The organism is Thalassococcus arenae (assembly GCF_019104745.1).
In the GTDB taxonomy this organism is placed as follows: Bacteria; Pseudomonadota; Alphaproteobacteria; order Rhodobacterales; family Rhodobacteraceae; genus Thalassococcus_B; species Thalassococcus_B arenae.
Map to the genome: position 1 here is coordinate 979,704 of NZ_JAHRWL010000001.1, position 18,750 is coordinate 998,453.

The 18,750-nt window shown below is 64.0% G+C and carries 17 protein-coding genes and 1 tRNA gene; 10 read left to right on the forward strand and 8 right to left on the reverse strand.

Annotated features, from left to right (window positions below; all coding sequences use genetic code 11):
- Positions 1 to 1,248, reverse strand: coding sequence for a lytic murein transglycosylase (locus tag KUH32_RS04935; protein WP_217776946.1), 1,248 nt, complete (start codon positions 1,246 to 1,248; stop codon positions 1 to 3).
- A 347-nt stretch (positions 1,249 to 1,595) separates the two neighbouring features.
- Here KUH32_RS04935 and xsc point away from each other — a divergent pair, with 347 nt between their 5' ends.
- Together xsc and KUH32_RS04945 are read left to right on the forward strand one after the other, a co-directional pair.
- Positions 1,596 to 3,374, forward strand: a complete 1,779-nt coding sequence (gene xsc, locus KUH32_RS04940) for a sulfoacetaldehyde acetyltransferase (protein ID WP_217776947.1) — start codon at positions 1,596 to 1,598, stop codon at positions 3,372 to 3,374.
- 4 nt (positions 3,375 to 3,378) lie between these two features.
- Positions 3,379 to 4,539, forward strand: a complete 1,161-nt coding sequence (locus KUH32_RS04945; protein ID WP_217776948.1) for an acetate/propionate family kinase — start codon at positions 3,379 to 3,381, stop codon at positions 4,537 to 4,539.
- A 7-nt stretch (positions 4,540 to 4,546) separates the two neighbouring features.
- On the opposite strand, the gene KUH32_RS04950 is transcribed toward KUH32_RS04945, so the two are convergent.
- The gene (locus tag KUH32_RS04950; protein ID WP_217776949.1) at positions 4,547 to 5,398 is read right to left on the reverse strand and encodes a phosphate acyltransferase; all 852 of its coding nucleotides are present in this window, start codon (positions 5,396 to 5,398) and stop codon (positions 4,547 to 4,549) included.
- A gap of 36 nt (positions 5,399 to 5,434) precedes the next feature.
- Here KUH32_RS04950 and KUH32_RS04955 point away from each other — a divergent pair, with 36 nt between their 5' ends.
- Complete coding sequence (locus tag KUH32_RS04955) at positions 5,435 to 6,568, forward strand: citrate/2-methylcitrate synthase (RefSeq protein WP_217776950.1); 1,134 nt, start codon at positions 5,435 to 5,437, stop codon at positions 6,566 to 6,568.
- 140 nt (positions 6,569 to 6,708) lie between these two features.
- Entirely contained in the window at positions 6,709 to 7,113 is a 405-nt protein-coding gene (locus KUH32_RS04960) for an OsmC family protein (RefSeq protein WP_217776951.1), read from the forward strand.
- A 45-nt stretch (positions 7,114 to 7,158) separates the two neighbouring features.
- Here KUH32_RS04960 and KUH32_RS04965 read toward each other — a convergent pair.
- A tRNA-Ser gene (locus tag KUH32_RS04965) sits at positions 7,159 to 7,248 on the reverse strand.
- Positions 7,249 to 7,346: 98 nt separating this feature from the next.
- Positions 7,347 to 8,201 (reverse strand): shikimate dehydrogenase family protein, encoded by an 855-nt coding sequence (locus KUH32_RS04970; RefSeq protein ID WP_217776952.1) that lies wholly within the window; start codon positions 8,199 to 8,201, stop codon positions 7,347 to 7,349.
- Positions 8,202 to 8,430: 229 nt separating this feature from the next.
- On the opposite strand from KUH32_RS04970, the gene KUH32_RS04975 reads away from it, so the two are divergent.
- The gene (locus tag KUH32_RS04975) at positions 8,431 to 9,258 is read left to right on the forward strand and encodes a CPBP family intramembrane glutamic endopeptidase (RefSeq protein WP_217776953.1); all 828 of its coding nucleotides are present in this window, start codon (positions 8,431 to 8,433) and stop codon (positions 9,256 to 9,258) included.
- A gap of 17 nt (positions 9,259 to 9,275) precedes the next feature.
- On the opposite strand, the gene KUH32_RS04980 is transcribed toward KUH32_RS04975, so the two are convergent.
- A complete protein-coding gene (locus KUH32_RS04980; protein WP_217776954.1) occupies positions 9,276 to 9,950 on the reverse strand; it encodes a helix-turn-helix domain-containing protein in 675 nt (224 codons plus the stop codon).
- A gap of 183 nt (positions 9,951 to 10,133) precedes the next feature.
- On the opposite strand from KUH32_RS04980, the gene KUH32_RS04985 reads away from it, so the two are divergent.
- Positions 10,134 to 10,919 (forward strand): response regulator, encoded by a 786-nt coding sequence (locus KUH32_RS04985; RefSeq protein ID WP_217776955.1) that lies wholly within the window; start codon positions 10,134 to 10,136, stop codon positions 10,917 to 10,919.
- On the opposite strand, the gene KUH32_RS04990 is transcribed toward KUH32_RS04985, so the two are convergent.
- From KUH32_RS04990 to KUH32_RS05000, 3 genes are all read right to left on the reverse strand, one after another.
- On the reverse strand, positions 10,862 to 12,370 hold the full coding sequence (locus KUH32_RS04990; RefSeq protein WP_217776956.1) for an ATP-binding protein: 1,509 nt from the start codon (positions 12,368 to 12,370) through the stop codon (positions 10,862 to 10,864). The genes KUH32_RS04985 and KUH32_RS04990 overlap by 58 nt on opposite strands.
- Positions 12,371 to 12,412: 42 nt before the next feature.
- Positions 12,413 to 13,552 (reverse strand): CBS domain-containing protein, encoded by a 1,140-nt coding sequence (locus KUH32_RS04995; protein ID WP_217776957.1) that lies wholly within the window; start codon positions 13,550 to 13,552, stop codon positions 12,413 to 12,415.
- 61 nt (positions 13,553 to 13,613) lie between these two features.
- The gene (locus tag KUH32_RS05000; protein ID WP_217776958.1) at positions 13,614 to 16,208 is read right to left on the reverse strand and encodes a cation-translocating P-type ATPase; all 2,595 of its coding nucleotides are present in this window, start codon (positions 16,206 to 16,208) and stop codon (positions 13,614 to 13,616) included.
- Positions 16,209 to 16,332: 124 nt separating this feature from the next.
- Here KUH32_RS05000 and KUH32_RS05005 point away from each other — a divergent pair, with 124 nt between their 5' ends.
- The 4 genes from KUH32_RS05005 to KUH32_RS05020 all read left to right on the forward strand — a co-directional run bounded on the left by KUH32_RS05005 (position 16,333) and on the right by KUH32_RS05020 (position 18,745).
- Positions 16,333 to 16,680: a phasin family protein gene (locus KUH32_RS05005; protein WP_217776959.1), complete on the forward strand. Its 348-nt coding sequence runs from the start codon at positions 16,333 to 16,335 to the stop codon at positions 16,678 to 16,680.
- Positions 16,681 to 16,714: 34 nt separating this feature from the next.
- Positions 16,715 to 17,221, forward strand: a complete 507-nt coding sequence (locus KUH32_RS05010; RefSeq protein WP_217776960.1) for a hydrolase — start codon at positions 16,715 to 16,717, stop codon at positions 17,219 to 17,221.
- 30 nt (positions 17,222 to 17,251) lie between these two features.
- Positions 17,252 to 17,623 (forward strand): hypothetical protein, encoded by a 372-nt coding sequence (locus KUH32_RS05015; RefSeq protein ID WP_217776961.1) that lies wholly within the window; start codon positions 17,252 to 17,254, stop codon positions 17,621 to 17,623.
- 93 nt (positions 17,624 to 17,716) lie between these two features.
- A complete protein-coding gene (locus KUH32_RS05020; RefSeq protein WP_217776962.1) occupies positions 17,717 to 18,745 on the forward strand; it encodes a BMP family lipoprotein in 1,029 nt (342 codons plus the stop codon).
- The last annotated feature ends 5 nt before the right edge of the window (positions 18,746 to 18,750 follow it).

Consider the following 18,750-nt stretch of genomic DNA (forward strand, 5'->3'; position numbering starts at 1 on the left):
TCAGCCGCGCCGCAGGCGTTCCAGCAGATCGCGCGACGGTGCACCAGTGACAGCCATGCCGCGCGACGTCTGGTAGGCGCGGATCGCCGCCTCGGTCTTCTTGCCGAACACCCCGTCCGCAGTGCCCGCGTCGAACCCAGCCTGCGTCAGCCGTGTCTGGATTTCGCGCCGCTCGGCGATGGTCAACCCGTATTGATCCGGCGGAAAGGCGCCGCGCAGGGGCCCGCCACCGCCCAGCCGGTCGGACAGGTAGCCGACACCGAGGCCGTAGTTTTCGGACCCGTTGTAGCGCAGGATCACGTCGAAGTTGCGGAACACCAGGAAGGCCGGGCCAGTCGCACCGGCGGGAACCAGCAGCGCCGCCGGCCCGTGATCGGCCATCCGGCCGGACGCAGCCTGAACGCCGAGCCCCGCCCACTCGGCCGCGGCACGGCGCTTTCCCCGACCGGCGAGGCCGGTGTCGAACCCCGAAGGCAGCCGCACCTCGTAGCCCCAGGGCTGGCCGCGCCGCCATCCGGACCGTGCCAGGTAATTCGCGGCAGAGGCCAGCCCGTCGGTGGGGTCCTCGGACCAGATGTCACGCCGGCCATCGCCGCGGAAATCGACGGCATAGGCCTCGTATGTCGTGGGGATGAATTGCGTGTGGCCCATCGCGCCGGCCCAGCTGCCCTTGAGGTTCGCCGGGGTCGTATCGCCGCGCTGCAGGATCTTCAGCGCCGAGACAAGCTGCGCCTCGAAGAAGGCGCCGCGCCGCCCGTCGAAAGCCAGCGTCGCCGTGGCCGAAATCACCGGGATATCGCCGCGCCGCGTGCCGAAATAGCTTTCCACCCCCCAGATCGCCGCCACCACGTTCGGCGGAACACCGTAACGGTCCTCTATCTGCGTCAGAAGGCTTTGGGTCGCAGCGTATTTCTGCCTGCCCAGAGCCACCTTTTCCTCGGGCGCGACGATGGCCAGGTAATCCTGCAGCGGCCGTCGGAATTCGGTCTGGTTGCGGTCGCGTTCGACGACGCCGGGCAGAAAGCCGACACCGCGCAGCCCTTCCGACACCGTCGTTTCCGACAGCCCCTTGGCGCGCGCTCGTCCGCGAAAGCTGTCGATCCACGCGTCAAAGGCCGGGTTCGGCGCTGGTCGCAAGGACGGGTCGGCGTCAGCGCGGGTCGACCGTGTCACCGGCATCGGCCCCCCGCATCCCGTAAGCATAGTTGCCGCCATGGCGGTTGCGAAAACCCGTCTGGAAATCATCATGTCCTGCCTGCCGCGTTCGTTTGCCACGCAGTGTGCGGCCATCCTGCGCCGCATACAAGCAATGCCTGATGCCGGCGGCGCCGCCTTGCCTGCAGTGTCCGATAGCGCCCTGAGCTTCGCGTCTGGATGCGAAAAACCCGCAACTAGCCATGCGGTATCGCCATCAACCCAGATCCGATTTATCAATTTTTGGCACCTCACTTCTCATTTTTCGGTAAAACGGGTCGAAAGGTGCGATTCCCGTGGCGTTTTTTCGTAATCTGCGACCGGAATCGCCTTACGGGGCAAAGCCGTCGATGCTAAGCGGCGCCCGTTCACGGACGGCGAGTGATTCAGGGAGAACCGCGATGAAGATGACCACCGAAGAAGCCTTTGTGAAGGTGCTTCAGAAACACGGGATCCGCCATGCCTTTGGCATTATCGGTTCCGCGATGATGCCGATCTCGGATCTGTTTCCGAAGGCCGGCATCCAGTTCTGGGACTGCGCCCATGAAGGCAGCGCCGGGATGATGGCCGACGGCTATACCCGCGCCACCGGCAAGATGTCGATGATGATCGCGCAGAACGGTCCCGGCATCACCAACTTCGTCACGGCCGTCAAGACCGCCTACTGGAACCACACGCCGCTGCTGCTGGTCACGCCGCAAGCCGCCAACAAGACCATCGGCCAGGGCGGCTTTCAGGAAGTCGAACAGATGAAGCTGTTCGAGGACATGGTGGCCTACCAGGAAGAGGTGCGCGACCCCACCCGCGTGGCCGAGGTTCTGACCCGCGTCATCGCCAAGGCCAAGCGCCTGTCCGGCCCCGCGCAGATCAACATCCCGCGCGATTTCTGGACCCAGGTGGTGGATATCGAGATTCCCGAGCCGATCGAATTCGAACAAAGCCCGGGCGGCGAAAACTCGATCAAGGCAGCGGCCAAGTTGCTGAGCGAGGCCAGGAACCCGGTCATCCTGAACGGCGCGGGCGTGGTGCTGAGCCGCGGCGGAATCAACGCGTCGATGCAACTGGCCGAGCGGCTGGATGCGCCGGTCTGCGTCGGCTACCAGCACAACGACGCGTTCCCGGGGTCGCACCCGCTGTTCGCCGGTCCGCTGGGATACAACGGCTCGAAGGCCGGTATGGAGCTGATCAAGGATGCCGACGTGGTGTTGTGCCTCGGCACCCGGCTGAACCCGTTTTCGACCCTGCCGGGATACGGCATGGACTATTGGCCCAAGGATGCCAAGATCATTCAGGTCGACATCAACCCCGACCGGATCGGCCTGACCAAGAAGGTTACGGTCGGCATCGTCGGCGACGCCGCCAAGGTGGCGCATGGCATCCTGAACAACCTGTCCGATGACGCGGGCGACGCGGGCCGGGCCGAACGCAAGGCGCGCATCGCCGAGACCAAGTCGAAATGGGCGCAGCAGCTGTCGTCGATGGATCACGAGGACGACGATCCCGGCACCAGCTGGAATGAACGCGCCCGCCAGGCCAAACCCGACTGGATGAGCCCGCGCATGGCATGGCGCGCGATCCAGTCCGCCCTGCCACGAGAGGCGATCATTTCTTCCGATATCGGGAACAACTGCGCCATCGGCAATGCCTACCCGTCTTTCGAGGAGGGCCGCAAATACCTGGCGCCGGGGCTTTTCGGCCCCTGCGGCTATGGTCTGCCCGCCATCGTCGGCGCCAAGATCGGCTGCCCCGACGTGCCTGTTGTCGGGTTCGCGGGCGATGGCGCTTTTGGCATTGCGGTCAACGAACTGACGGCGATCGGTCGGGGCGAGTGGCCGGCAATCACCCAGATCGTCTTTCGCAACTACCAGTGGGGCGCCGAAAAGCGGAACTCGACGCTGTGGTTCGACGACAATTTCGTCGGCACCGAACTGGACGAGCAGGTGAGCTATGCCGGTATCGCCAGGGCCTGCGGGCTGGAGGGCGTGGTCGCGCGCACGATGGACGAACTGACCGCGGCCTTGAACAAGGCGATCGAGGATCAGATGAAGCACGGAAAGACGACGCTGATCGAGGCGATGATCAACCAGGAACTGGGCGAGCCTTTCCGCCGCGACGCGATGAAAAAGCCGGTCGCGGTCGCCGGGATCGACGCCGCGGACATGGTCGAGCAGGCGGTCTGAAACGATGGGCGATCCGGCAAAGAGCGACCGCATCCTGGTCCTGAATGCCGGGTCGTCCTCGATCAAGTTTGCGGTTTTCGACAAGGACCTCACGGAAGAGATCGCCGGACTTGCGGCCGGGATCGGCGGTGCGTCGTTCCTGCAGATCGGTGGAGCCAGGAACGAACAGCCCTTCATCGACCACCGCGCGGCCTTGTCGGCGGTGCTGAACGCATTGCGGGACCACGGCATCAGGATCGACGATCTGCGCGCCGCCGCGCACAGGGTGGTGCATGGCGGGCGCAAGTTGACCGCACCGGTGCGATTGACGCCGGATGTGCGCGCGGAAATCGCGAACTGCACCCCGCTTGCCCCCCTGCACAACCCCCACAACCTGGCCGCCATAGACACCCTGGCCGAACTTGCGCCGGACTTGCCGCAATTCGCCAGCTTCGACACGTCGTTCCACGCCACGAACCCCGATGTCGCCACCCGCTACGCCATCCCCAAGATGATGGAGACCAAGGGTATCCGGCGCTATGGCTTTCACGGCCTGAGCTATGCGTCCCTGGTGCGACGGCTCCCCATCGTGTCCGAGGAAAAGCTGCCCTCGCGGCTGCTGGCCTTCCACCTGGGCAACGGCGCTTCGTTGTGCGCGATCCTGAACGGTCAGTCGGTGGCGACGACGATGGGCTATTCGCCACTGGACGGGTTGACCATGGGCACCCGGTCGGGCGGCATCGACGCCAACGCCGTGTTGCGGCTGGTCGAGGAACACGGGCTACAGCGGACCAAGGCGATCCTGAACCACGAAAGCGGATTGCTTGGGTTGTCCGGCGGCAAGTCCGACATGCGCAACCTGATGGTGGATCCAAGCGCCGACAGCGCGTTTGCCATCGAGCATTTCTGCTATTGGTCGCTGCGCCATGCCGGGTCGCTGATTGCCGCGATGGAAGGGCTGGACGCGATCGCCTTCACCGGCGGGATCGGCGAGAACGCGGTCGGCGTGCGCGCCCGTATCCTGCGCGGGCTGGAATGGCTGGGCGTGCGGATGAACCCCGACTTCAACCACCGCGGCGGCCCCCGCCTGCATGCCGACAGTTCAAAGGTCGCGGTCTGGGTCATTGGCGCGGAAGAAGAGCGGATGATAGCGATGGACGCCGCGGCCCTTTTGGAGGCCGCGTGAAGACCGATCAGGACATCGCCACCGTCACCACGGTGGACGCGACGATGTCGTCGATGCTGGCGCCACGCGACAGGTCGCAGACCGGACGGCGGAACCCCTGCAGGATCGGACCGATGGCCTGGGCGCCTGCCAATTCCTGGCACAGCTTGTACGCGATGTTGCCGGCGTCGAGATCGGGAAAGATCAGCGTGTTCGCATCGCCCCGCCCCAATCCCTTTTTTGCGGCGATTGCGGCATTCAACGCCGCATCCGCCTGGATCGGGCCGGGATACCCGCTGGCTTCGGCCGCGGCACGCACCAGATCGACGCTGTCGCCGCTGCCGCTGGTGCCGGTGGAAAACGACAGCATCGCCACGCGCGCCGCGCCAAGCAACGCGGTCGCCGACGCGGCGGATGCCCGCGCGATGCTGGCCAGCGCGGCGGCATCCGGGGCGACATTGACGGCGCAGTCGGCAAAAACCAATTCGCGCCCGTCGGGGAAGGCCATCAGAAAGAACGACGACGGCAGATCGACACCGTCGGCCAGACCGATGGCGATCGAAGCGGCCTCGATCACCCGGCGCGTCGGGCTGTCGGCGCCGGCGACCATCGCGTCGGCCTCGCCCGACGCAACCATGGCTGCCGCGCGAAACAGCGGCTTGGCCAGCATGCGGCGCGCAATGGTCTCTTTCATTCCGCGCGCCTCGACCAGCGCCGCCAATTGCGCTTCGGTAGGTTCGGCCAACCCGACTGGACGCGCCAGACCCTCGGCGGTCAGACGTTGGCAGGCGGCGGCCACACGCGGGTCGTCCAGTTCCGGGAACACCACACGAGCCGACTTTTCCCGGGCGCGGGCGAAAATTTTTTCTGATATCGGCATGTATGCCTCCGTATACGAACAAGGAAGGAGCCAGCGATGAGCGATGGCGTCAAGATCAACCGTGGCCTCAAGGACGTGTATTTCGAACGCTCCGGGGTCAGCCATATCGACGGCAAAGCCGGGGAGTTGCTGTACCGCGGCTATACGATCCACGATCTTGCCGAGCATTCGACCTTTGAAGAGGTCTGTTATCTGCTGATCCACGGCGAATTGCCGACCTCGGACCAATTGGCGGAATTCGATTCCGCACTGAAGGCGGCACGCGAATTGCCCGACGCGGTGTTCGACATCATCGCATCCTGCAAGGACGGGCATCCGATGGACGTGTTGCGCACCACGGTGTCCGCACTGGCGGCGCTGGAACCCGGCAGTGCCGAAAAGGGGCGCGTCGGGTTCCTGAAGAACGGCATCCGGCTGACCAGCCAGGTGCCGATGATCGTCGCCGCCCATGACCGGATCCGCAACGGCAAAGACCCGGTCGCCGCAGACAAGACGCTGACCCATGCCGCAAACTGGCTGTGGATGCTTGGTGGCGAAATACCGTCCGAGGCCGCGGCGCGACTGGCCGATGTGGATTTCATCCTGCACGCCGAACACGGCGCCAACGCGTCCAGTTTCGCCGCCCGTGTCACCGTGTCGACCGAGGCGAACCTGCACGGCGCTATCGTGACCGCCTTGTCGACCCTGGCCGGCCCCGCCCATGGCGGCGCGGCCGAGGACGTGATGAAGATGGTGCACGAGATCGGCAAACCCGAGAACGCGGCCGACTACGTCAAGGCCAAAAGGGCGAACCGCGAGGCCGTCACCGGTTTTGGCCATCGCGTCTATCGCGCCGAGGATCCGCGGGCGCGGCACATGCGCGAGGGCGTGCGCAAGCTGGGCGAGGAAAAGGGCGCGCCGGAATGGTACGAGATCCTGCAGGCCGTGGTCGAAGCGATGAAGCCCTACAGCCGACACGGGCTGAACGTGAACGTCGATTTCTACTCTGGCGTGGTCTACCAGCTGCATGGCATCCCGATGGATCTGTACGTGCCGATCTTCGCCATCGGCCGTATGCCCGGCTGGCTGGTGCAGTGTCTCGAACAGGAAGAACGCAACATATTGCTGCGGCCTCTCACCCTGTATGACGGCCCCGAAAAGCGCGCCTACGTGCCGATCGGCGAACGGTGATCGGGCATGTCGCGGAGCGAAAGCCGCGAAGCGGCATGAGCCGAGCCCGGGTATGATAAGCCGAACACCGCCCGGTTTGCTGTCTTGACAGAACCACGATCTGACCGGGAACCTCTGATGACCCGATCGGGAGCGTCGCCATGAAAGTCGAAGTGAAGTTCCACAACCTGCCCGGAACCGAAGCTGCGGTCGGCTGGACAGGCTCTCACACGATCATTGCGGACAGGCCCGAAGGCAAGGCCGGCGGTCGCGGTCTTGGGTTCAACGGCGCCCAACTGCTCGCGCTGGCTCTGGGGGGGTGCTTTTGCAACGACTTGCGGTATGCCGCTGAAAAGCTCGGTGTTGAAATCGGCGAAATCGCGGTGGACGTGATGCTCGAACTGGCGGGTGAGCCCTTGGTGGCCACACGCGCGACCATGTCGGTTCTTTGCAAATCAAAGGATGGTTCGGACGCCCTAGATGTCGTGAACAGTGCCAGGTCGAGCTGTATGGTCGGCAATTCATTGGCTGCCGGTTTTCCAGTTGAGATATCGATGTCGACCTAACCATCGGCCTCGTGCATCGGGTCGATCCGGTTCGTGATTGGGTTGTGGCGGAGAGGAAGGGATTCGAACCCTCGAGACGGTTTCCCGCCTACACACTTTCCAGGCGTGCGCCTTCGACCACTCGGCCACCTCTCCGCCGACGTCTGTAACGTGACTGTCCTCGGCAGTGCAAGGGGGCAGGCGGTTTTAGAGCGGCGACACCAAGGCCAGGAGAGCTGTTATCGTGGTCCGGGTCACGATGACGTTTCCGCATCGCCCGCGAGCGCTATGCGAAGCGCGGTCTGGTCCAGCGGCAGGTCGGTGAAATGCGCCCAGGCATGAACGCCCTGGAAGAAGAACAACTCGTATCCAGAGATGAGCGATAGGCCGGTTGCAAGCGCATCGGTCAGAAAGACAGTGTCAACGGGCGTGTAGACCGCATCGAACGCCCATTCCGCCCCGGACATCGCCGCGCGCGGCAACGGCGTGCCAGCGTGACCGACCATCCCCACCGGCGTGCCGTTCAGCAACCCGGACGACCCTGCCGCTGCCGCGGTCGCGTCGGAGAAGACGGCGATCCGCGACGCATGATCGGCGGCGCGCAGATCCCGCGCTAGCGAAGACGCCTTGGCCGCGTCCATGTCGACCAGCCGGATTTCCGACGCACCAAGGGCAAGCAGGCCGAAAGCCAAGGCCCGACCGACGCCTCCGGTTCCGACCAGACAGCACACGCCGGGTGGGCTTTCGCCCCGCGCGGCACGGTAGGCCGCGATGAAACCTGTGTAATCGGTGTTGAACCCCCGCGGGCCATCCGGTTGGAACAGCACCGTATTGACCGCTCCGATGGCCCGGACGCGCGGATCGTCGACCGCCACCTTCGCCGCCGCCCGCTCCTTGTAGGGATAGGTCACGTTGATGCCGCGGTAGCCCTGTTCGGCGCATGCGGCGAAAAGCGTGTCGAAATCCTGGCCGAGATCGCGGGGAACCAGCCGGTCGTATTGCACCGATACCCCGTTCTGGCGTCCGGCAAGGCTGTGCAACCGCGGCGCACTGGACTGCGCGATGTTATCGCCGATGAGGCCCAGCTTGATTTCGGGTGCGTCGGACATGGGCCTGTGTCGGTGCTCCTGATCACCATGCATGCTGCCCGCAACGGCGGCTGGTGGCGCGGTGCGGTTCGTCGAGTGTTAGGGTTTTGTCCGCACGGCGTCCATCGCAAGGATTCGACCCGGACTTGGTGCGGACGATTTCCGGAGCAGGGGTCTCCGGTCGCCCCGGTTGCGGGTTCGCCCGGATCGGAACGAGTATGGGAAAACAAGAGACAACAAAGCGCGCGGCATGAACAAGCACCCGAAAAGCCCCCCTGGACTCGCGCGGTTCTTCGCGATCACCTTCGGGATCTCTTGGGGCTTTTGGGCGCTTGCCGGTGTCCTGCCTTCATCGGCTCGGGTTCTGCTGGTCGCGGGGACATTCGGGCCGGCGGTCGCTGCGCTGGTCGTGACCTGGCCGAACCCGGCCGCCCGCCGCGCTTTGATGCGTCGGCTCGTGCGCTGGCGCATCCCGGTCTGGGTCTATCTCTATTCCATCGGGCTGCCGATCGGGGGTGTCCTGCTGGCACTGGTCGTGGCGCGGGGGCTGACCGGTGCCGGGCCGATCTGGCCCCAACCCATGGCGCCGATCGTGCCCGTCGCCGTCTTCGCCTATGTGCTGGTGTTCAGCGTGGCGGGAGAGGAGTTGGGCTGGCGGGGATACGCGCTGCCCGCTCTGCTGCCCCGCTACGGTCCTGTGGCGGCCAGCCTTGGCCTTGGCGTAGTCTGGGCGGTCTGGCACGCACCGTTGTTCCTGATGCCGGGGAATTTCCACAGCGCGATCCCGCCGATGCTGTTCGCAGCGCAGATCGTCGCATCGAGCCTTGTCTACACGCATCTGCATCTGGCCGCCGGCGCATCGCTGCTGCCCGCGCATCTGTTTCACACGGCGTTCAATACGGCGGTCGGTCTTTTTCCTGTGCTGCCCCAGTCACGCGGTGGCGACATCACCGCATTGACCGTGGCGGTTGCCCTGCTTTGCGGCGTGGCTGCGATCACCGCCCTGCGCATCCGGACGCGTGTCGGCCTGGATCCGCGGGCGGACGCCGGCGGATACCGCGACAGGCATGACGGGTGATCACGCGGACCGGCGCCTCATTCTTCGGCGTGCGATGCAAGGCTGCGCAGTTCGTCGGGACGTACCACGATCACCGAATAGATGCCGTCCAAGGCGATCACGCCCAGACGCCGCAACTGGCTCAGGGTGCGACTGACCGTTTCGGTGGTGAGGCCCAGGTAGTCTCCGATGTCCTTCCGGCTCATGGGCAGATCGACATGGCTGAGTTGCCCGACCTTTACGCCGGTGCGTTCGTCGAGCATCAACAGAAACGCCGCGACCTTTTCCACAGCCGACCGGCGCCCCATGAGCAACAGGTGGTCCTGCATCGCGGCGATTTCGCGCAACGCGGCTTCGAGATAGCGGCAACGCAGTTCCCGGTCACCGGTGTCGGCCGATATCTGAGAAACGCGGAACGGTTGCAGGCGTGTCGCCGTCAAGGCCTGGCAATCGGTGTGGTGCTGGCCCGAACACGGGAACCCGACGAGGTCGCCCGGGAACCCGAAGGCGACAAGCTGTTGCCCGCCATCCTCGAAAACCCGCGTCAGCCGTACCGCGCCGGACAGTACCTGATAGACGTGGCGAACGGGATCGCCCTGGCGAAACACGAAAGCGTCTTCGGTCACCCTGGATTCCGGCAGTCTCAGCGTGCGAGACGGGGCACTGATGGGTTGCGGATTGTCGAAATATGCTTCGGTCGATGTCACATACATGGCATTCCCCCCAGAATGGTGCACCGAAGGGGATATCCGGACTGTGTCGGGTCTCTACGCGGTGATTTGTAATGAATTGTATCGGATTGTCCGCGTTCGCACGACTTGGTTGCGTCTTAGGGCCGGTTTCGCTTGTATTGGTTCCAAATTGGATACGATCCGATCCTGACACCGAAGGGCGCGATGGCCGATCATTGCATACTGGTCGTCGATGACGATCCCGACATTCGCGGCGTGCTTCGCGAAGCCCTGCATTCCGGCGGATACAACGTTTGCGAGGCCGCAACCGCCAGGGAAACCCACGACCATCTCGCCAAGGCGCACCCGGTTTTGGTCATGCTCGACCTCAGCCTTGGACATGACAACGGCCTGGATGTCGTGCGCGACATAAGAAAGATGTCCAGGGTCCCCATCATCATCGTGTCCGGCCGGGACGAAGTCGTGGACCGCGTGGTCGGGTTGGAACTGGGCGCCGACGACTACATCACCAAGCCCTTTCATTTGCACGAGGTTCTGGCACGTGTCCGCGCATTGCTGCGGCGCACCCAAGACGACACCGTGCCCGACCCTGCGCCTTCGACCATCCAGGAAACCGAGGATTCTGCGGCTTTCCGGTTCGACGACATGGTCATCGTGCCCGACCGGTTCGAATTGTATGACCGCGCTGGTGCGCTCTGCGACATCACCGCCACGGATTTCAAACTGCTGACCGTGTTCATGCAGAACGCCAAACGCGTGATGTCACGGGACCGCCTGATGGACCTGACCGGCGGCACGGATTGGAGCCCGCTCGACCGGACGATCGACAACCAGGTCGCCCGGCTGCGCAAAACGATCGAACGTAACCCGGCTGACCCGCGAATCATCAAGACGGTTCGCGGCGTCGGCTATACCTTCGCCAGCGAAGTGGATCAGGTGCGAAAGGCTGGGGGCAACAACGCCGCCAGCCGTTCGGCCAATTCACGCTGACGGTAGGGCTTGTGCAGCACCTCTGACCAGTCCCCGTTCCGCAACGCCCTGCGGACCACGTCGCTGGCATAGCCGGACGTCAACAGCACCGCCACCTTCGGAAAGTCCTTGCGGATCTTCGCGGCAAGGTCGTAGCCGCTGAACTCTCCCGGCATCACGATATCGGAAAACACGATGTCGATGTCGCTGCGATCGGACAGAACGCGAAGCGCTTCTTCGCCGTTTGCCGCTGCGACGGTCCGATAGTCCAGCGCGTGCAACCGCTCGAGCGCATTGCGCCGGACCTTCGCGTTGTCCTCGACAACGAGCACGCAGGCGCCCCGGCCTGACGGAAGGTCCAGCGGCACAGGGCCGGTGCTTTCAGGCTTGCTGTCCGGTTCGGCGTTGCTCAGCGGAAAATACAGACCAAAGCTCGTTCCCATGCCGGGTTCGCTGTACAACGTGACCTGGCCGCCCGATTGCCTGACGAAGCCATGCACCATCGCCAGACCCAGACCTGTGCCTTCCCTGGCCGCCTTGGTGGTAAAAAACGGTTCGAAGGCGTGGCGCTGTGTCTCGGGGGTCATGCCTTCGCCGTCATCGCTGACAAGAAGACGCAGGTATTTCCCGGGCACGACGTCTGTTTCCTGCGCCATGTATGTGTCGTCGATATCGATTTCGGCCAGCTTGAACAGCAGGTTGCCGCCGTCCGGCATGGCATCGCGCGCATTGATGGCAAGGTTGACCAACGCGGTCTCCATCTGCACCGGATCGACCATGACCCGCCCCAGGCCGATTGGGCAATCGAGTCTGATCGAAACCCTCGGTCCCAGCATGCGCTTGAGCAAGTCATGCGCCTTTCTGCACACACGGCCAAGATCCGTGGGTTCGGGCTGCAGGGCACTGCGGCGGGCGAACATCAAAAGACGCGCGATCAGCCCTGCCCCGGTTTCGGCGGCATCCAGCGCGTTGTGAACGAACACCCGCGTCTTTTCGTCGGCGATACGCATCTCGGCCAGTTCCAGATTGCCGATGATGATCGTCAGCATGTTGTTGAAATCGTGTGACAGCCCACCCGCCATCTGACCGATGGCGTCCAGACGCAGCGTTCGTTCGAAGGCCGGGTCCCGATCCGGTTGCCTGCGCGGTTCGGTAAGCAGCACGATTCCGGCGGGTTTGCCGTCAAGACTTGTGGAGCGGATCGTCACATGAAGCCGGACCGGTGCGCCTGCCGGCTGCTGGAAATCGAACTGTGTCCGTCCGGTGTCCGCGGCGGATGAAACCGGCACGTCGCCCACTGCCAGATCATCGATGCGGTGCCCGGCAAGGTCGTCCGACCTTCGGCCCAGAAGACGCGCGGCGGTGGCATTGGCCAGCAGAATTCTCTGCGTTTCGTCCACGATCAGAACACCCTGCTCCATCACCTGAAGAAGGGCATCCAAGATCGCAACCGATGTCATGTCATGCGTCATGTTCCGAACCTGCCTGCCTGGTCAGTGTGACAACCCGGATGGTCACGACGCAAGGGTCCGCTTGGACGCGCGGTTCGCCGGGGCATCACGAATGGCTCCGGCAAACAGATCGGCCAAGGTGACCACGCCGATCAACCGACGGCCTTCGGCCACCAGAAACTTGTGCTGACCGGTTTCCGCGACCAGCGCGAGCAAGCTTCGCAGGCTGGTGCCGGGCGACAGCACACGGTCATGCGCGAGGTCGACATAGACGTCGGAAATCCGGGTGTTCGCCCAGTTGTCGCGATCGATCCGTGCCAGGACATGCCGGTCGATCATACCCAGCAAATCGCCCTTTTCCACGACCGGGAAGAAGCTCAGGTCGTGCTTCAATACGAACTGGTTGACGAGATGCGCCAGGGTCATGTCCGGCGATACCGTGACCGGGTTCACGGTCATCACATCGGCAATGACGCAGCGGGGTTTCGCGTCGGGTTTTCCTTCCGATTGGGTCAGAACCACCGGGGCGACGATGAACCAACGCCCCAGCAGAAACGCCAGCAACCCGGTGAATACGTGACCCAGGGCCATGGCGATGCACCCGATCATCGCAAGCGCCGTGCCCAGGGGCACGCCGCTTTGTCCGTCAGGCGCGGTCGCACCGGACGACGCACGGAACACGGCATCCAGCAGGCGTGCTCCGTCCAGCCCCGGGGCGGGCAAAAGATTGAACAACGCCACGATCGCCGCCAGCGTCGCCTGCATCAGCAGAACCTGCGCAACGGTTTCTTGAAACGCCGACCAGCGCCAGACCGCCGCGGCGGTGACCAGGAGGCCCGATAGCAAAAACACGGCCGCCGGACCCGCCAAGCCAAGGACGACATCCTGAACCGGTCGACGTGAAGGCCCTTGAGGTTCCGACCGACCACCAAACGGGAACAGCACCAGTGCCCTGATGTCATGCGACGCCCAACGCGCGGCGACCGCATGTGCCAGGGTATGGACAGCCACCGCCGCGACCAGCCCGGCGAAAGACAGACAAGCCATCATCAGGCGCGTCGGCGCGGAAATGTCCGTCCAGGCCCCTGGCCCGTATCCGGACGCAAGCCCGCCCGGCACAAGCAGCGCGACGAAGACCCAGCTTGGATCGAGCCGGATCGCGACGCCGCGAAAATCCAATGGCTGACCAGTGAGGAATCCCATCGCAAGTTCCTTTGCACGACTTGCAGGATATGCGTCCGCAGGCAGCTTAGATTGATCCGTCTCAATCCCGGGTCATCACGCGATGCGCGATACCGCGGCGCGCCGACTTGACCACTTCGGGTACGACCAAAAGCGGAAGTGCGAAAGCCGCGATCAGCAACCAGGCCTCGGGCCCGATCGGCACGGTGTGCAACAGCAGCTGCAAGGGTGGCCAATAGACCGCGGCGACCTGCGCCGCCAACGTCAGGCTCAACGCCGCAAGAAGCAAGGGATTGGAAAGCCAGCCGATACGCCAGCAAGGCAAGTGCAGCGAGCGGAAGGCGAAAACGCTGATCTTTTCGAACACGACCATGGCCGTGAAGGCCGTCGTCCGAGCCGTGTCCACACCGGCGGGCATCATGGCAGAAAAGATCCACAGGCTGGCGAGCCCGGTGTAGAGGCCGAACAGGACGACGGTCGCGAAACCCGCGCGCCCCAGGATCGGGTCGCGTGACTTGCGCGGCGGACGATCCATGTGATCGGGTTCGGATTTCTCGAGGCCAAGTGCGACCGCCGTCGCGCCATCCGTTACCAGGTTCATCCAGAGTATCTGCGTGGCCAGAAATATCAGCGGACCGCCGATGGCGATGTTCACGATCAAGGCGACGACTTCGCCGGCGTTCGAGGAAAGAAGGTATCGCACGAACTTTCGGATATTGGCGAATTGCCGACGCCCCTCGCTGATCGCTCCGATAATCGTCGCGAAATTGTCGTCCAGCAAAACGAGGTCCGACGCTTCGCGCGCCACGTCGGTGCCGCGGATGCCCATCGCGACGCCGATATCGGCCTGTTTGAGCGCGGGCGCATCGTTCACACCGTCGCCCGTCATCGCGACGATCTGGCCGGCGGATTGCAGCACCGAAACGATCCGCATCTTGTCGGCGGGGCGGGTCCGGGCAAACACGGCGTTGCCCTTCAGGACCCGGCCCAGTTCGTCGTCCGTCAGCGCGTGCAGGTCGTCGCCCGTCAACACGGCCTGCGCATCCAACCCGATTTGTCTGGCGATGGCCTCGGCCGTGAAGGGGCTGTCGCCAGTGATCATGATCACCCGCAGACCGGCCGACCGGGCCAGCGAAAGCGCCGGTGTCACTTCGGCCCGTGGTGGGTCGATCAGCCCGACCAGTCCAAGAAAGACCATGCCGCTTTCATCGATCGTCTGGCTGTCCATCCTGCGCTCGGCCAACGCGATGACCCGCAATCCATCCCGTGCCATCGACTGGTAGACGTTGCGAATGTCCACGCGCATCCCGTCGTCGAGTTCGCCGATGCGATCGTCTGTGCGGATCCGGTCGCAAATCGCCAGGATCGCTTCGGGCGCGCCCTTGGTCAGTTGCCACGATTCGCCGAAACCGTCCTCGGGCGCCACGAACAGAACGCTCATTCGTTTGCGTTCGCTGGTGAACGGCAGTTCTGCGGCGATCGCGTTGTCGCGAAGCTGAGGCAACCATCCCTTGTAGGCCAGCGTGACAAGGGCGCCTTCGGTCGGTGCACCAATCATCACCCAGTCCGACCCGCGTCTTTCGATGCGGGCATGATTGCAGACCAGCGCGCAACGCAAGAGGTGGTGCAGTCCGGCATCGTCCTGCGCGCGCACGCGCGCCGCCCCATGCGCGATATGTCCGGCCGGGTCATAACCGGTTCCGGTCACGTCGTAGCCCCGGGCCGCTGTCCACAGGCGCGTCGCTGTCATCTTGTTTTCGGTCAGGGTACCGGTCTTGTCGGTGCAGATCACCGACGCGGCGCCCAGCGTCTCGACCGCCTGCAAGCGACGAACCAGGGCGTTGCGTCGCGCCATTGCGGCGGTGCCCAAGGCCAGGGTGATCGTCACCACCGCGGGCAGGCCTTCGGGAACGATGGCGACCGCCAGCGACAAGCTGGTCATGAGCATCTCGGGAACGTCGCGTCCCAATATGATGCCGAGCCCGGCAAGTCCGGCCGCGATCAGCAAAGCCGCGGCCCCCAATTGCCTTGCCAGATATCCGAGTTGGCGCTGCAAGTGGGTCGTCTTGGTGCCAACCGCGCCTGTCAAAGCGGCGACCTGGCCGAATTCGGTTTCCGCGCCGATGGCCAAGACCTCGGCCTCGGCATGGCCGGACACCACGGACGTTCCCGTGAACAGTTTGGACGTTGTCATGTCCTTGTCGACCGGAACGGATTCGCCGGTCAGCACGCTTTCGTCGACCCGCAGACCGACGCTTTCCAGCAGTTGCGCATCGGCAGGAACACTGTCGCCCGTGCGCAGGACGATGACGTCTCCGGGCACGAGTTCGCGGGCGGGAATCACGGATTCGGTTCCGTCGCGCACGACCGTGGCACGCGGCGCCAGCAGTCCGCGCAAGGCGGCGAGGGCCGTTTCGGCGCGCCATTCCTGCACGAACCCGAGAACCGCGTTCAAGGCGATGACCAGCCCGATCGCCAGAGCGTCGATCCTTTCCCCCAGCAACAGAGCGACACACGCCGCCCCGACCAGGATCGCGATCAGGAAACTGGAAAACTGCCGAAGGAAAATGGCGAACGGTCCGGCGACACGCGTCCGTGGCAATTCGTTCCAACCGAAACGCGACCGTAGTTCGGCAACGTCGTGTTCAGTCAGCCCGCGAGCGGTTTTTGAGGTCACGCCATGGCTCCTGACGGTTCAGAGCCAAGCTAGCACCTCGGTGGTCGGACTGGGATTGATCCGCATCAAGAGGCACGACCGAAGTCCTGCCAGAATAGCGCATCACGCCAAGATGGAGGACGCCATGACCAGCAAGCAAAGTCGCGAAGACAAGGCCCCGAGCGCCGGTTCGCCGGGTGCTTTTGCAGATCTCCAAAACGCCGGGTTCGGAACGATGATGGGGGTGCATGCCGCCTGGCTGGAGAGCCTTGGCGACATGAGCGCCGAAGTGGCCGGCTTCATCGCCGATCGCATCAAGGAAGACGTCAAGACACAGCACGAAATCCTGCATTGCCGCGACATGGAAGAAATGCAGCGGATTCAAAGCCGCTTCATCGAAACGGCGCTCGAACAATACCAGGCCGAAACCGGCAAGCTGGTCGAGATGAGCCTGGCGCTTTTCACCAAGGGGCAGGCGCCGGACAGATCCTGATTGGGGCCTGGATCGGCAGGAAAGGACATTCGGGATGGATATCAACGTACTGCCGCCGATGAACATGTCCGACAATCCGACGGGGTGCTGTCCCCGGTTCGATCCGCAAGGATGGGACGGGCGGCACCTGCATTTCAGGGAAAAGCCGTTCGTGCGGGCGACAACGCATGGCCTTATGCATGTGCCGCTGGACATGGGACGGGTCTTTACCCGGGTGCAGACCCGTATCGAAGAAGCGGGCGCACAGCCCGACGAAGGCTATCTCGTTCTCAGCCGCGATCTGTCCGGCACCGAAGCCGAGCATTACTTCGCCGTCACCGGTCCGGTGCCCGACGAAGAGATGGTGACGCTGAGCGGCACGTTTCTGACACGCGTTTTCGAAGGACCGTATCGCAAGGCCCGGGACTGGGTGCACGACATGGAGGTCGCGGCCACGGTCGACGGTCACGAGGCCAAGCGCGTCTTTCTGTTCTACACCACCTGCCCGCGTTGCGCGCAGAGCTATGGCAAGAACTACGTGGTCGGGCTGGTCGAGATCTGAAACCACCGACCTAGGCCCAGGGAGGCTCCGATGAAAGACACCGAATTGCAGCTGCTGATCGACACGCTGGAAGGCCGCGATGCGCTGAGCGACGCGGATTACGATGGTGTGCATCACGCGCTGGTCTATGCGCTGCCCGACGGATCCAGCAACACCCTGCCCGAGCCGCAGCATCTGGACACGACCGATGGCGCCATACTGGTCGTCGACCGGGCCTACCCCGATTGGACAATCGGCATCCACGGCCGGGCGAACGACAAGGACGGCCACTGGCGCTGCACGCTGCGGCAAAGCGATGTGCGGGACAACGACCTGGCGATCGGCGTCGGGCGCGCCCCTGTGCTTTCACGCGCGATCCTTGCCGCCGTTCTGCGCCTGTCGGCGACGCTGAAAAAGCTCTGACCGAAACGCCGCACGGCCTGCGCGGCGTCAATCGTTGCCGCAGGTCCGGCCGTATCATCGCGCACAGTGTTCTACAAAAAGGGGGGGAGAACCATGCGGTACCTGTTTCCAGGATCGCGTCTTGCCGCGGCTGCTCTGGCAGCCTTCGTTGCGACGGGGGGCATGGCACAGGCCTTTACAGCCTGCCAGGTCACCGATACCGGCGGCATCGACGACAACAGCTTCAATCAAACGGCATGGAAAGGCGTCGAAGATGCCACGGCGGCCTTCGGCATCGACGGCCGGTTCCTCGAAAGTCAGGCCGAGACGGACTACGAGGCCAACATCAATTCGCTGATCGAAGGCGACTGCGACATCATCATCACGGTCGGTTTCCTGTTGGGCGACGCCACGGCCAAGGCCGCGCGCAGCAATCCCGACCAGAAATTCTCGATCGTCGACTTCGCCTACGACCCGGTCATTCCCAACGTCCTGGGACAGGTTTATGCCACCGACCAGGCGGCATTCCTGGCCGGCTACCTGGCCGCGGGCATGACCAAGACCAAGATCCTCGGCACATTCGGCGGCATCAACATCCCGCCGGTCACGATCTTCATGGATGGCTTCGTGCGCGGCGCCAATTACTGGAACGCCGTAAAAGGCGACAGCGTGACCGTTCTGGGTTGGGACCTGGACAGCCGCGAAGGTCTGTTCACCAACAATTTCGACAATCTCGACGATGGCCGGGCCTTTGCCCAGAACCTGTTTGACGAAGGGGCCGATATCGTTCTGCCCGTGGCCGGCCCGGTTGGACTGGGATCGGCGGCATTGGCGGACGAGCTTGGCACCGACCGGCTCAAGATCATCGGCGTGGATGCCGACCTGTACCTGACCGACCCTCAGCGCGGCCATGTCTACCTGACCTCGGTGACCAAGCGCATGGATGCCACCGTCTACAACGTGATCGAGATGGCGATGCAGGGAACGTTCGCCGGCGGGGTTCTGGTTGGCACGCTGGAAAACGGCGGTGTCGGCCTGGCACCGTTCCACGACATGGACTCGCTTGTCCCGGAGATGCTGAAGACCGAACTCGACGCACTTCGCCAGGCAATCGTGGACGGCAGCATCCCAGTATCCGAGTAGGCGAC

Bases quoted from the DNA above. Each gene is read 5' to 3' on its own strand.
- KUH32_RS04935 (WP_217776946.1), bottom strand. From the start codon at position 1,248: ATGATGATTTCCAGACGGGTTTTCGCAACCGCCATGGCGGCAACTATG.
- xsc (WP_217776947.1), top strand. From the start codon at position 1,596: ATGAAGATGACCACCGAAGAAGCCTTTGTGAAGGTGCTTCAGAAACAC.
- KUH32_RS04945 (WP_217776948.1), top strand. From the start codon at position 3,379: ATGGGCGATCCGGCAAAGAGCGACCGCATCCTGGTCCTGAATGCCGGG.
- KUH32_RS04950 (WP_217776949.1), bottom strand. From the start codon at position 5,398: ATGCCGATATCAGAAAAAATTTTCGCCCGCGCCCGGGAAAAGTCGGCT.
- KUH32_RS04955 (WP_217776950.1), top strand. From the start codon at position 5,435: ATGAGCGATGGCGTCAAGATCAACCGTGGCCTCAAGGACGTGTATTTC.
- KUH32_RS04960 (WP_217776951.1), top strand. From the start codon at position 6,709: ATGAAAGTCGAAGTGAAGTTCCACAACCTGCCCGGAACCGAAGCTGCG.
- KUH32_RS04970 (WP_217776952.1), bottom strand. From the start codon at position 8,201: ATGTCCGACGCACCCGAAATCAAGCTGGGCCTCATCGGCGATAACATC.
- KUH32_RS04975 (WP_217776953.1), top strand. From the start codon at position 8,431: ATGAACAAGCACCCGAAAAGCCCCCCTGGACTCGCGCGGTTCTTCGCG.
- KUH32_RS04980 (WP_217776954.1), bottom strand. From the start codon at position 9,950: ATGTATGTGACATCGACCGAAGCATATTTCGACAATCCGCAACCCATC.
- KUH32_RS04985 (WP_217776955.1), top strand. From the start codon at position 10,134: ATGGCCGATCATTGCATACTGGTCGTCGATGACGATCCCGACATTCGC.
- KUH32_RS04990 (WP_217776956.1), bottom strand. From the start codon at position 12,370: ATGACGCATGACATGACATCGGTTGCGATCTTGGATGCCCTTCTTCAG.
- KUH32_RS04995 (WP_217776957.1), bottom strand. From the start codon at position 13,552: ATGGGATTCCTCACTGGTCAGCCATTGGATTTTCGCGGCGTCGCGATC.
- KUH32_RS05005 (WP_217776959.1), top strand. From the start codon at position 16,333: ATGACCAGCAAGCAAAGTCGCGAAGACAAGGCCCCGAGCGCCGGTTCG.
- KUH32_RS05010 (WP_217776960.1), top strand. From the start codon at position 16,715: ATGGATATCAACGTACTGCCGCCGATGAACATGTCCGACAATCCGACG.
- KUH32_RS05015 (WP_217776961.1), top strand. From the start codon at position 17,252: ATGAAAGACACCGAATTGCAGCTGCTGATCGACACGCTGGAAGGCCGC.
- KUH32_RS05020 (WP_217776962.1), top strand. From the start codon at position 17,717: ATGCGGTACCTGTTTCCAGGATCGCGTCTTGCCGCGGCTGCTCTGGCA.